This is a genomic window from Paenibacillus sp. SN-8-1 (assembly GCF_050995535.1).
GTDB lineage: Bacteria > Bacillota > Bacilli > Paenibacillales > Paenibacillaceae > Fontibacillus.
The window spans coordinates 2,398,319-2,410,891 of the sequence record NZ_CP194782.1 but is presented as its reverse complement, the minus strand read 5'-3'; the positions used below and the strand labels follow the sequence as shown (position 1 = coordinate 2,410,891).

The 12,573-nt window shown below is 46.6% G+C and carries 11 protein-coding genes; 8 read left to right on the top strand and 3 right to left on the bottom strand.

Going from position 1 to position 12,573, the window contains the following annotated elements; all coding sequences use genetic code 11:
- Positions 1 to 8: 8 nt before the first annotated feature.
- Together ACRRNK_RS11495 and ACRRNK_RS11490 are read right to left on the bottom strand one after the other, a co-directional pair.
- Positions 9 to 344: a hypothetical protein gene (locus tag ACRRNK_RS11495; RefSeq protein ID WP_433942892.1), complete on the bottom strand. Its 336-nt coding sequence runs from the start codon at positions 342 to 344 to the stop codon at positions 9 to 11.
- 15 nt (positions 345 to 359) lie between these two features.
- Entirely contained in the window at positions 360 to 593 is a 234-nt protein-coding gene (locus tag ACRRNK_RS11490) for a DUF2249 domain-containing protein (protein ID WP_433942891.1), read from the bottom strand.
- Between the two features lie 167 nt (positions 594 to 760).
- Between ACRRNK_RS11490 and hemG the strand changes: the two genes are divergently transcribed.
- The 5 genes from hemG (at position 761) to ACRRNK_RS11465 (ending at position 7,084) form a co-directional block, all read left to right on the top strand.
- Positions 761 to 2,218 (top strand): protoporphyrinogen oxidase, encoded by a 1,458-nt coding sequence (gene hemG / locus ACRRNK_RS11485; protein ID WP_433942890.1) that lies wholly within the window; start codon positions 761 to 763, stop codon positions 2,216 to 2,218.
- 142 nt (positions 2,219 to 2,360) lie between these two features.
- Positions 2,361 to 2,717, top strand: coding sequence for a group I truncated hemoglobin (locus tag ACRRNK_RS11480; protein ID WP_433942889.1), 357 nt, complete (start codon positions 2,361 to 2,363; stop codon positions 2,715 to 2,717).
- Positions 2,718 to 2,950: 233 nt separating this feature from the next.
- Complete coding sequence (locus ACRRNK_RS11475; RefSeq protein WP_433942888.1) at positions 2,951 to 3,808, top strand: AraC family transcriptional regulator; 858 nt, start codon at positions 2,951 to 2,953, stop codon at positions 3,806 to 3,808.
- Positions 3,809 to 3,951: 143 nt separating this feature from the next.
- Positions 3,952 to 5,457 carry an alpha-glucosidase/alpha-galactosidase gene (locus ACRRNK_RS11470; protein ID WP_433942887.1) on the top strand — a complete coding sequence of 502 codons (1,506 nt, stop codon included), beginning with the start codon at positions 3,952 to 3,954 and terminating at the stop codon, positions 5,455 to 5,457.
- Between the two features lie 163 nt (positions 5,458 to 5,620).
- Positions 5,621 to 7,084 carry a methyl-accepting chemotaxis protein gene (locus ACRRNK_RS11465; RefSeq protein WP_433942886.1) on the top strand — a complete coding sequence of 488 codons (1,464 nt, stop codon included), beginning with the start codon at positions 5,621 to 5,623 and terminating at the stop codon, positions 7,082 to 7,084.
- A gap of 199 nt (positions 7,085 to 7,283) precedes the next feature.
- Here the strand turns inward: ACRRNK_RS11465 and ACRRNK_RS11460 are convergent, their stop codons facing one another.
- Positions 7,284 to 8,603, bottom strand: coding sequence for an IS4 family transposase (locus tag ACRRNK_RS11460; protein WP_433942885.1), 1,320 nt, complete (start codon positions 8,601 to 8,603; stop codon positions 7,284 to 7,286).
- A 550-nt stretch (positions 8,604 to 9,153) separates the two neighbouring features.
- On the opposite strand from ACRRNK_RS11460, the gene ACRRNK_RS11455 reads away from it, so the two are divergent.
- From ACRRNK_RS11455 to trpC, 3 genes are all read left to right on the top strand, one after another.
- Positions 9,154 to 10,656 (top strand): PLP-dependent aminotransferase family protein, encoded by a 1,503-nt coding sequence (locus tag ACRRNK_RS11455; RefSeq protein ID WP_433942884.1) that lies wholly within the window; start codon positions 9,154 to 9,156, stop codon positions 10,654 to 10,656.
- Positions 10,657 to 10,722: 66 nt separating this feature from the next.
- The gene (trpD, locus tag ACRRNK_RS11450) at positions 10,723 to 11,772 is read left to right on the top strand and encodes an anthranilate phosphoribosyltransferase (RefSeq protein WP_433942883.1); all 1,050 of its coding nucleotides are present in this window, start codon (positions 10,723 to 10,725) and stop codon (positions 11,770 to 11,772) included.
- Positions 11,756 to 12,568 (top strand): indole-3-glycerol phosphate synthase TrpC, encoded by an 813-nt coding sequence (trpC, locus tag ACRRNK_RS11445; protein WP_433942882.1) that lies wholly within the window; start codon positions 11,756 to 11,758, stop codon positions 12,566 to 12,568. The genes trpD and trpC overlap by 17 nt, the downstream gene beginning before the upstream one ends.
- Positions 12,569 to 12,573: the final 5 nt, after the last annotated feature.

Here is a 12,573-nt window from a genome sequence, read left to right as displayed (position 1 = left end):
TAGACAATCTACTTGTCAACAGACTTTAGGCAAAGATTTGCTTCGTCGTAAAGTGCAGCCATGCCTCCATACAGGGTATGGAAGAAGGCGTCCGAGACATCCATGCTGAAGGAAGTATATTTCTTAGGGTCGATATCCAGCATGTGCTCGAATAATAAAGCACTGTTATAAGCGTAGAAGCAGTAGTAGATATAGTCGAATTCCGACATTTTCTCAAATATAGTTACAATATCCCGGGCGTACTTATGAACATTGGATCCGGCTTCATGAATCATATGAAGCGCATCAGGGATACCGGCTGTGATCTTGATGGTGCGTTCGTCGACGATGTGAATATCAGCCATAATTGAACCCTCGTTTTACTGTTTGGTAATTTTTACACGGAACCACTCTGGGCCTTGTTCAACATATTCCCAGCTGAACTGATCGCTACGGGTTGCTGAGAATTGATAATACAGCGGCTGTGGATCATGGTCGTTGATGAGCAGCATGGATTGTTCGGGCTCTAATTCGTCAAAGGTCTCAAAAATCACCTTGTGCTTTAACTGCGGCGGATACTCGGTGGCGTTCACGGTAGATGTATATTTGTTCATTTTGTATTCCTCCTTGGAATGGTTGGTAGTAGACTGAGAACCGATCTACTGCCGCTACTCATAATTAGATTATATTTAAACATGAGATTATCCTTGTGATTTCTGTCACAAATACTCAAGTTTAGTTATGATACGTTAACACAAAAATGTAAGGCAGGAGATATAAGATGAGTGAACTTGCTCAAAGAATCGCTGTAATCGGCGGAGGAATCAGCGGACTCAGTGCCGCTTACTATTTGAAGAATAATTTTCAGAAGGCTGGAAAGCCTTTGGAGCTTACACTTATTGAGAAAAGTCATGAATTAGGAGGCAAAATTCATACATTACGCCAAGATGGCTACATAATCGAGAGGGGTCCTGATTCATTCATCGGGCGAAAGGCATCCGCCTTGCGCCTGGCTCAGTCGCTTGGGCTGGAGAGCGAATTAACAGGCACGAATCCTGCTGCGAGAACCAATTACATACTGCATAAAGGAAGGCTGCGTCAGATGCCGGCTGGTCTGGCACTTGGAATTCCAACGAAAGTAGGCCCTTTTATCAAAACCGACTTAATCTCAATCAAGGGCAAGGCCAGGGCGGCGATGGATCTGATTCTTCCAAAAAGAAAGTCGGAGGAGGATGAATCCCTCGGCGGCTTCATCGAGCGTAGAATTGGCAAGGAGGTGCTTGAACACCTGGTTGAACCGCTGCTTGCAGGCATTTACGCTGGTGATACCGGAATGCTCAGCCTACTGTCCACCTTTCCTCAATTTCATGAGATCGAACGCAAATACCGCAGTCTAATTCTCGGAATGATTGCCGGAAGAACCGCACCATCTGCACCGAGTCATGCTCCAGAACTTCAGGACCGGGCAAGTGAGCTGCCTGAGACTGCCAGGACGAGTATGTTTCTCACATTCAAGAAGGGGCTGTCCACGCTCATAGAGAAGCTGGAGAGCGAACTGTCCTCGGCAAGTATTTTGAAGGGATGTGGAGTTGATTCCATCCGACGCCAAGGCGACATTTATCAGCTTGAGCTGGATACAGGCGAACGATATGTAGTAGATGGGGTCATCTTGGCGATTCCTGCATTTGCATGCGGTAAGCTGCTGGAGGGCTTTGCAGATTCGGATACCTTCGATACCGTGCCCTATGTATCTGTTGCCAATGTGGCACTCGGTTTCAAGGCGAGTGAAATCCATACAAAACTTACAGGATCAGGATTCGTCATTCCAAGATCGGAAGGAAGGTTAATGACCGCGTGCACCTGGACATCCTCCAAGTGGCTGCATACTTCACCTACAGACAAGATCCTACTTAGGGCTTATATAGGCCGGGCTGGCGCTGAAGCTAATACGAACATGGACGATAAAGAATTAGTTGGAATGGTGAGAGAAGAATTGCGTGAAATTATGGGAATTACTGCAGAACCTGAGCTTTGTGTTGTATCGTATATGTCCAAATCCATGCCTCAGTATAGGGTAGGGCATAAGGACAGAATCGCTAGTCTGCGGACTGCGATGGATAAACAGTATCCGGGTGTGTGGATCTGCGGCTCAGGATATGACGGTGTGGGAATACCAGATTGTATTACTCAAGGCGAACGAGCGGCAGAGGCATTGGCAAGCAGACTCCTTGCTCAGTAAAATTGCATTTGCAAGAATTCAAGCAAGACAAGAACAATAGCACTGCGAAGCACTAAGTGTAGGTTGAAGTTAATTGGTTTAATGTATTATGTTGCAGGATTTGGGCATGTTAACCATAACCAAATGAAGAGGAGGTGACAGTATGAGCACTTTGTACGAGAAATTAGGCGGAGAAGGTACGATAGCCAAGGTCGTGGATTATTTCTATGATCTGGTCCTTGCCGATAATGAAGTGAATCATTTCTTTGAGCATACCGATATGGCCAAACAGCGTGCGCACCAAACCAAATTTATTAGTTATGCTTTGGGTGGACCCAACCAATACTCGGGCGGAGCTATGACAAAGGTTCATACCGGTATGAATCTTCAGCCTGAGCATTTCAATGCGATCGTCAAGCATCTTCATGATGCGCTAGCTCATTTCGGTGTTGGCTCAGAAGATATTGCAGCTGCCCTGGATAAGGTAGAATCTCTGCGCGGAGATATTATCTATAAATAGACTAGAGTAGGGAATGACAGACTGAAGTAAGAACTCAACCCCTTACGGACAACGACTTAATTTGGCCTCTGACCAGATGGTTTAGTCGTTGATCGTAAGGGGTTGTTTTGTCATGGGATTTCGAAGGGTTCCAACAATCAGATGAATTGGTTAAGCTATCCTACTATAATTAAGTTACAGTTGTTTGGTTATGGTTACGACAAAGTAAATCAGGGGGTGAGGATATACATAACTTGAGCTATAGCTTGTATGAGCCCAAGCTGCTGGAAGGCGCTTATATTCCGCAAATCGCGGCTTATTACTATAAACAATGGGACGGCTTTGAAATGAAATTTCATAAGCATAACCGGGTAGAGGTCATGTACGTAATTTCCGGCACATGCAGGGTGGATACAGAATCCCAGTCTTTTCATATGAAAAAGGGTGACTTTATTCTAATCGACGCGGATGTCTCCCACAAATTACATGTCGATCGTGGAAGTCCATGCAGAATGCTTAATGTGGAATTTCATTTTGCCGAGGAGGACTCGGCTGCTCCCAGCATAAAGGGTATGGCAGAAGGGAACCTGGCTGTTGCCCAGCTTCTCGCGCTCCGGGTTCCTTATGTTCTGTTAAGAGAGAATGGGGATATCTATTCCACGTTAAAGAACTTAATTCATGAGATGGATGCCAAGACTTCAGATAATCAGCTGATGATAAGTCTGCTGCTCTCCCAGCTGATTATTCGTATAGCCTCGCTTGCGGTAGAAGTAGCCGCTAATGAGGCCCATGAGCCTAACGAATATGTAAGTAAGCTGATCCGGTATATTCACCAGAATTATGACCGGGATATCCGGGTCAAGGATATGGCAGGAGCCGTGAACCTTCACCCCGGTTATGTACACCGTATATTCAAAGCCTATACTGGCCGTACGGTTACTGAGTTTTTAACATCATATCGCATAGAGAAGGCACAGATGCTGCTCACCCATACGGACATTCTTGTTGTGGAGATCTCCGACTATGTCGGAATTAACAGCTCTCAGTATTTCAGTACACTGTTCAAGAAGATCACGGGCAAGACGCCTCAGGAATTCCGAAACCCAAGGTGAGAATATTGAACATATAAGTCATATCTGGATAGGATTTTGATAACGCTTTCCTTATGAAATTGTTACAATCCAATTTATAGGAATGGTCATGAACATTTCAGTCAGGTTAATACGTTGGACGAAGTCATAAGGGAGGCAATATCATGTCATTCAAGATTGCTTTTATTGGAGCGGGAAGTATTGGATTCACAAGAGGGCTGCTGCGAGATCTGTTGTCTGTCCCTGAATTTAAGGATATCGAGGTCGCCTTTACCGATATTAATCAGCATAATCTGGATATGGTCACCGAACTATGCCAGAGGGATATTGATGAGAATGGTCTTAATATTCAGATTCAGGCTTCGCTTGACCGCCGGGAAGCGCTCAGGGATGCCAAGTATATCTTTACCGTTGTCCGGATCGGGGGACTCGAAGCTTTCCAGATGGATGTGGATATTCCACTGAAATATGGGATCGACCAGTGTGTTGGAGATACCTTGTGTGCTGGCGGGATTATGTATGGACAACGCGGTATCGCTGAAATGATGAATATCTGCAAAGATATTCGCAAGGTAGCTCGTCCGGACTGTCTGCTCCTGAATTATGCCAATCCTATGGCGATGCTGACCTGGGCATGCAATAAGTACGGCGGTGTTCGCACTATCGGATTATGTCACGGTGTCCAGGGTGGACATTGGCAGATTGCTGAAGCTCTGGGCCTGGAGCAGCAGGAAGTAGATATCATCTGTGCAGGTATTAACCATCAGACGTGGTATATTCAGGTCAATCACGGCGGAGTCGATATGACAGGTAAGCTCTTAGAGGCCTTTGAGAATCATCCCGAATTCAAGATAACAGAGAAAGTCCGCATCGATATGCTTAGACGCTTCGGCTACTACAGCACAGAGTCGAATGGACACCTGAGCGAGTATGTGCCTTGGTACCGCAAGCGTCCGGAGGAGATCAGAGAGTGGATCGATCTTGGCACTTGGATCAACGGGGAGACAGGTGGCTATTTGAGGGTATGTACTGAAGGACGCAACTGGTTCGAGACAGACTTCCCGAACTGGATGAAAGAACCTGCAATGAAATACGCGGCGGAGAATCGCGGTCAGGAGCATGGATCCTATATCATTGAGGGGCTGGAGACCGGCCGAGTCTACCGGGGTCACTTTAATGTTGTCAATAATGGAATCATTACGAACCTTCCGGATGACGCGATTATTGAGGCTCCCGGATATGTGGATCGTAACGGCATTTGCATGCCGCATGTTGGTGATCTGCCGCTTGGCTGCGCAGCCGTCTGCAATGTAAGCATCTCGGTGCAGCGGCTCGCTGTTGAAGCCGCTATTAATGGGGACGATCTGCTGCTTCGCCAGGCGATGATGATGGATCCGCTGGTTGGAGCGGTATGTAATCCGAAAGAGATTTGGCAGCTGGTGGATGAGATGCTGGTTGCTCAGGAGCAGTGGCTGCCTCAGTATTCGGAAGCTATAGCCAAGGCCAAAGACCGGCAGTCAGAGGGTAATCTGCTTCCTACAAGGGAATATGAAGGTGCTGCCAGATTAAAGGTCAAGACGGTCGAAGAGATGATGGAGAACCGGGAAGAAGCGAGCCGGAATGCAGGTGAATCCGATAAAGCTAAGGAACGTCCTGCCGCGGTGAACTAGAATTCAATATTATAGAAGAAGAGAGAGGTCCGCCATTGGCGGACCTTTTATGCTGCTGGTAGGAAAGCGAGATCTAATTAACAACCAGGTACATTTTTGCCGATAAAAAGTAAGTAAAGTCAATCTTGAACTTTATAGTTTAGCATATGAAGGGGTCATAGACATGAATTTGCAACACAGAAGAGATCTCTATTTTGAAAGAAATAAGCTCGTGGTCATTTTCTTTTGGCTGCTCTCGTTAGTCCCGGGTACATATTCCCTTTTGGATGGCAATACAGAAATTTTCCTCACAGCTTCCATTCCAATGGGTGTAGTTGCAATTATTCTTACAATTATGTCCAGGTTTAGGAAATGGTCATTAATCCTGCCCTATATCTACGTTGGTATTTTTGTAGTTTTCTACGGAATGTTGTCCTTCGTAGTTCATCTTCAGGATGTAACCCTGCCCATTATATTGGCAGTAATTCCTGCTTTATACCCTTCGTATCGACCCGTTACGATTGCGGCGGGTGCAATTTTTGTAGAACTTGTGATCAGCAGTGGTGGACTGGCACTGTCTCCCCATTATTTTCTCGAGAAGGGGACCTTCGCTTTTATTATGGTATCGGCACTATGTATTACCGTAGTACGGATAGCTGAGAAGATTACCCATGAGGTGGCTGTTCGCAGCCAAGAGACCGCTGCCGCCAAACAAAAGTCGGACGAAATGATGAACCAGGTGAAGAACGCTCTGCAATCCCTCAAGGAATTTCACGCTGAGCTTCAGACCAAGGTCGCAGTGACCCAGCGCAATGCGAGAGAAGTAAGCCAGAGTTTCAATGAGGTCGTGAAAGGAATTGAATCGCAAGCAATCAGTGTAGCGGATATTAACGAATTGATGCATAAGTCGAACGAGGATATCGTGAATGTATCTCGAAATACCCAGCAGATGCTGGAATTGACTTCTCTTACAGAGGAAGCGACTAAGGTAGGGAATGATCAGATTACCGATTTGACGAACAAAATTGGGCATGCCAATACGATTGTAGGAGCCATTAGCGAGGAAATGATGGAGCTCAATCAGCAGAACGATCAAATCAGTACGATCCTCACCTCCATTCAGGAGATCGCGAATCAGACCAATCTTCTGGCTCTTAACGCCGCGATTGAATCGGCCCGTGCCGGCGAGCATGGACGCGGTTTCGCTGTTGTCTCTTCTGAGGTTAGAAAGCTAGCGGAGAACTCTTCTAATTCTGCGGTTGAAATTTCTAGTATCTTGAATAATATAAAAGCGAAGACCGAGCGATTGACACTCCAAGTCTCTGAGGGCAAGCAGGCGCTGAATCAAAGTATAGTCTCGGCCAGAAGCTCCGAGGAATCACTCAGACAAATTCGTATGAATACGAAGCAGGTTCTCACCCAGGCAGAAGAAGTAGGGGCAAAAACTACACAGCTGAGCATTTCCTCAGGCGAGGTTGTGATGGAAGTGACCTCGATATCCGGCGTAACCGAGCAGTCAACCGCATCGGCGGAACAAATACTTGCAGGTATTGAAGAGCAGTATGTGATGACCGAGCAAATTGTAACCAGCTTCAAAGAACTGGAGAAGCTTATAGTTGATCTGAACCAAATGACGGAGCAAGCATGAACCAATCTATTAGAAGAGCCACCCAAGTGGCCAATGTCATTAAGTTAGTCTCCGAAGACAAGATCGCGAATAGAAAATGAATCTGAAGCGGCATGGGAAATACCCTGTGCCGTTTGTTTTTTGTTTGCAAGACTGAAAAATGGGTACAGCAAACAAACGGATGGACGATCCGCTTAAAAAAATGTTCATATGAATCGAATTATGCTACTCTGTAGACGAAGCTGACAGCTGATCTATAGCGGATTTTGCGCGTATTCTTTTGTCCCGGGCTAAAGGGTCGAATCGGCAAAATGTTTTTGCGAATCAGTGCTTCAACATCGAGCGGGGGTTCATCGCCTCGAGAGCGCAAGAATTGTCTACAAACGTAAACGGCAACCGTGAAATTGACTTGATATTGATGCCGTTTATCCATTTGCGAAATGACGACGTGCGAGGTCATCATTTCAGTGAAGTTGTAGAGAATCATTCTTGCATAAATCTCTTGGGCGATGAACGCTTGCTTCTTTGCGTGAAAGCTCGTCAGACCGACCGTGTATTTTAATGCCCTAAACGAGGTTTCAATGCCCCATCGCATGCGATAAAGGGACCTGAGTTCATCGGGCGGGAAGTCCGCGGCAGAAAGATTCGTAATGACGGTTTCATAAGCGCCGTCAGGCAGGACGAAACGAACAACCCGAAAAGATAGCGGGTAAATCATGTTCTCATGCGAATCCAAAAAATCAAATGTAGAATTGGACGGAAGGAATTTGTACCCAGGATAAGACTTGAACGCTTTGGTTTGTTTTCTGGTAAGTGTCAGATAAATGTCCCGATCAAACTCTTCGCTAGCGGGCAAACGTAAGCTAGACAGAATACCACTGGAATCCAAATCCTTTACCCGAATAACGTAGTTCCACCCTTTACGTTCAATATGCGCGAAATTGTTATAGCTTTCATAGCCTCTGTCCGCAATCACAATGGTTTTGCTCTTGATGGGCGAACGATCAACCATGGTTGCCAGCGCCCTTCCCTCGTTACTTAGCCTTCTTGGCTGGACAAGAGCATCCACGTAAAGTCTGTTACATAAGTCGTACGCTGCGTTCAAATGCAGGAGGTTATAGCCCTTCGTGTTGGGTTGACTTTGAAAGAAGCTGTTCTTGTCAGCCGGATCCGTTGCGATATGTAAATCCGAACCGTCAATGGCAAGTAATCGATATCCGCGGTAATCTTTGATATCCTTGTACGTTTGAGTGAATTTGTGAAATAAGCATTCTACAGCAGACGGCAAAATTTTATTGCGTTGTTGGACAAAAGCGGAAGTCGTTGCCGTGTTTACGTCATAACCTTGCGATTCCAAGAGCTCCTTGTATATGCTGTTTCCACCCATAGAGATCAGAAGTTGCATCATCGTTTCGAAGGGCAGCTTTTTCTTCCGGGTAAAGTCCTTTTCGGGGTTTTTGACATAAGGCGCTGGTGCCGCTGACATCTCTCGAATGAGGGTTGTCAGCGTTTCTTTTAGTGAACTCGCGTAAGCATGCATGGGCGAAACCCCCTCATTTTTTTCAAGGGGCTTCGCCACACATTTTCAACTGCTTGTCAAGGCTTATTTGTCTTTTTGGGCACAAAAAAGAGCGGGCTATCTATTCGATAACCTGCTCTTGCTTTTGAATATTGGGCACACGCTTTAACTTAATGACATTGCCCAAGTGGCTCTTTTTTTGTGTGATTATACTAAAAGTGAAAATTTTACTCCTTGTAAATTATGTAATATAATGGAAAATGGAAAGGAGTGATGATACAGCATATTTAATGCACTATAGTGAACGAACTTAATAATTGGTACGGTCTACCGAAGTGAAATTGGTCGTTCCAATTTCCAATCATTGAAGTTATAATTTTCCACAAGAACAAGAAAGAGGTCAAATCAGCATGAAAGATAGGAACTCAGCTGATTTCTATGGCCATTTCTTGTATCGGTGCTTTAACGTATTGGAACGTTAGCGTATTTACGCAGTAAAGAAATTCTCGCACAGATTGTATCTGATAGACCCCAGTACTTCTCAGAATTCCAAAAAGCTAGGGAGGCCATCATGGTGCAAGAGCTCTTAATCGACATTGATAAGACAATGAACATTCCGTTAAATCGACAAATTTACGTTCAAATTCGAAAAGCGATTCTGTCGGGCACACTGCATAAAGGTGACACTATACCACCAACCAGGCAGCTGGCTGAACAGCTCGAGGTATCACGATCAGTCATTATTCAAGCCTATGAACAGCTCCAGGCAGAAGGTTATCTGATTATGAAAAAAGGATCAGGCACCTTCGTCGCCGACAATGCCGTACTCCACTTAAGTCAATCCAAGAATGAACTGAATCGAAAGAAAGTAGATTCAAATCTTAACTTGTTCGATTGCTCCTCTAATGAAACCGCAAAAAAAGACCAATTTTCCGTTATGTATGATTTCAGACACGGTGTACCCGCTTGGGACGTCGTTCCTATGGATCAGTGGCAAAAATCTCTGATTAGAACCTGCCGCAAGGCAACTCCAGAATTACTGGGTTATGGTCCGGCTGAAGGCTCACTTGCACTTCGCAAGGAGATTGCCCGGCTTCTCAGATCCAGCAGGTCCATCCCCGTAGAGCCTGAACAGATTGTAATAACCACCGGAGCAACTCAAGCTCTTGATATCTTGGCCAGGTTGTTCATCAAGCCTGGTGATCAGGTCATTGCTGAAGATCCGGCACACAGCTTCCTGCGTGATATCTTTCATTTGTCAGGCGCCAAGATCGTCCCGGTCCCTGTAGATCAGCAGGGTCTGTGTGTGGACCAGATGGACAAGCTCGTTATCCCGCAGGGACAAGGTGCGGGGCCAGCCAAGCTGGTCTATGTTACACCTTCTCACCAATTTCCTACTGGAGTAACTCTCTCACTGGAACGCAGACTTGAGCTGCTTGACTGGGCGGAGAGGGAAGGGGCTTACATTATTGAAGATGATTATGACAGTGAATACCGTTATGTCGGGAAGAAAGTGTCGGCGCTTGCCGGGCTAGACGTGTCCAGCCGAATCGTGTATGTGGGCAGCTTTAGTAAAATTCTTTTTCCAGCGCTGCGCATCGGCTATGCCGTCTTGCCGCATGCGCTCATACAGCCGTTTCTCCGTATTAAACAGATTACGGATCGGATGACTCCTATTATCGAGCAGGAAGCACTAGCCGACTTCATACGGAATGGGCAATATGCGAAGCATGTGAATCAGATGGGCAAATTATATGCCACCAAGAGGTCGGCTCTAGTTCTTGCTTTGGAACGAGAATTCGGTCAGAGAGTCCGCTATTTTGGTGATCAGGCAGGACTTCATCTCCTGATCGAGATCGATTCTAGTGCTAGCGAAGAATCAATTGCTGCCCGTGCAATGAATTATGGGGTGAGAGTGTATCCTGCCGGGGGTTATTTTAGCAGGTTCAAGCCGGACAACCCTACCTTTGTGCTGGGCTATTCCAACTTATGTGAGGAACAAATCGACGTGGGGATCCGGTGTTTTGCTCAGGCTGAAATCGATTGTACCAGCAGGGAAGTAGTTACTGCCTGACTGTTGATTGAAGGGACAACTTGGTTCATGCATATGGCTTACACATTCCATAGGAGGTGTATGTATTTGTTGAAGGTAGCCTTGAAGAAGCTGCTGGGCAGACAATCCCTCTCTGAGGCAGAGGCAGAATACTGCATGCAGCATATTCTATCCGGGGCAGCGGAGCCTCTGCAGGTTGCGGCATTCCTTAGCATTGCCGAGGGCAAAGGAACTGAGAAAGAGGAGCTGCTGGGATATTTGAAGGCGATGTGGTCTCAAATGCTTCCTGTCGAGCGAACCGGGAATGTAGTGGATATTTGCGGAACAGGGGGAGATAATCTAGGGTCTTTCAACATATCGACCGCAGCCGCCCTGACGGTTAGTGCAGCAGGGGCGAAGGTGGCGAAATGCGGTAACCGTTCCTCGAGCAGTTCTTGCGGAAGCGCGGATCTTCTTGAAGCAGCCGGCGTTCGTATAGAATTATCTGGCACGGAGGCTGATGACTGGCTGCGGGAGAATGGATTTGCATTCCTGTTCACGCCTAAGTTCCATCCTGCGATCAGTTCCTGGTCTAACCTTAGGCGCAGTCTTGGGTTCCGGACGATCTTTAATCTCATGGGACCACTGGGGAATCCTATTCAGCCAACCAGGCGGTTAATGGGGGTGTCCAGTCCTTCACTTGCTCCTATGTATGCCGATATACTCTCCTCGATTGGAACTGAGCATGCTCTTGTCGCGCTTGGAATGGACGGGATGGATGAGATCAGTCTTTCGGCACCAACGGTGCTCTATGAAATTAAGGGGCAGACGGTCAGCCGGACTTTATGGGAGCCGCAATCGATTGGACTTCAATATGTAGAGATCGGGGAATTGAAGGGAGGGACGGTACAAGATAATGTGAATATTTTACACATGCTGTTTGAAGGAAGTCGGCAAGTCTCTGCAATACGTCAGGTGACCTGCGTGAATGCAGGAGCTGCACTGATGATCTCAGGGCTTGCAGATACTCTCCGGGAAGGTTACTGGATCGCTGAAGAGACGATCTCTTCAGGACAAGCTGGCGCAAAGCTTCAGGAACTTGTGAACAGCAGTACCCAAATAGGTGAGGAGGCTCAAAATTATGTTCATGCTAAATGAAATTATTGCAAACAAACGGCTCGAGGTTGCTACCAAGAAGCGTACAAGTCCCCTCGAGGATCTTCAAGCTAAGCTTCGCGAAGCCAGACCAGTTAGAGACTTCTATCATGCTTTAAGTCTGCCTGGAATATCGTTGATTGCTGAGATCAAGAAGAAATCACCGTCCAAGGGTGAATTTCCGATCCAAATTCCTGCTGCTGAGCTAGCTCATCTATACTGCCGGAATGGTGCCAGAGCTATCTCCGTACTGGCGGATGAGAAGTTTTTTGGCGGAGGGGCGCATGTGGTTGAGCGAGTCGCGAATGATCCCGGGGTAGATCTGCCTGTGATGTATAAGGAATTTATTATTGATCCCTATCAGATCTATGAAGCGCGTTCGATAGGGGCCGATGCTGTTCTACTTATTGTTCGCAGTATTGGAGACAAGGGGCAGCTATCAGAGATGATAGGCACTGTTCATAACCTTGGTATGCAAGCTTTAGTGGAGTGCTTCACTGCAGAGGACGCAGCTGTGGCAGTAGAAGCCGGGGCACGGATTATTGGGGTGAACAATCGGGATTTGCAGACATTTGAAGTCGATCTGAAGCGTTCCGAGGAGATCAGATCCGTAATTCCTGAAGGGGTTCTAACGGTTAGTGAGAGCGGCCTTAAGACTCCTGCCGATGCGCTTGAGGCTGAGCAGCGGGGGTTCGATGCCATCTTGGTAGGAGAGGCTTTACTTAAATCGGAAGACCTAACGAAGAGCATCCGGGGCTTTGCCGGTCTGGAAGTCGCCGAACACCAATCTAATCGATAAGAGAG

Coding starts and splice junctions, on each gene's coding strand:
- ACRRNK_RS11480 (WP_433942889.1), top strand. CDS start 2,361: ATGAGCACTTTGTACGAGAAATTAGGCGGAGAAGGTACGATAGCCAAG.
- ACRRNK_RS11455 (WP_433942884.1), top strand. CDS start 9,154: ATGGTGCAAGAGCTCTTAATCGACATTGATAAGACAATGAACATTCCG.
- ACRRNK_RS11490 (WP_433942891.1), bottom strand. CDS start 593: ATGAACAAATATACATCTACCGTGAACGCCACCGAGTATCCGCCGCAG.
- ACRRNK_RS11495 (WP_433942892.1), bottom strand. CDS start 344: ATGGCTGATATTCACATCGTCGACGAACGCACCATCAAGATCACAGCC.
- hemG (WP_433942890.1), top strand. CDS start 761: ATGAGTGAACTTGCTCAAAGAATCGCTGTAATCGGCGGAGGAATCAGC.
- ACRRNK_RS11460 (WP_433942885.1), bottom strand. CDS start 8,603: ATGCATGCTTACGCGAGTTCACTAAAAGAAACGCTGACAACCCTCATT.
- ACRRNK_RS11465 (WP_433942886.1), top strand. CDS start 5,621: ATGAATTTGCAACACAGAAGAGATCTCTATTTTGAAAGAAATAAGCTC.
- ACRRNK_RS11470 (WP_433942887.1), top strand. CDS start 3,952: ATGTCATTCAAGATTGCTTTTATTGGAGCGGGAAGTATTGGATTCACA.
- trpC (WP_433942882.1), top strand. CDS start 11,756: ATGTTCATGCTAAATGAAATTATTGCAAACAAACGGCTCGAGGTTGCT.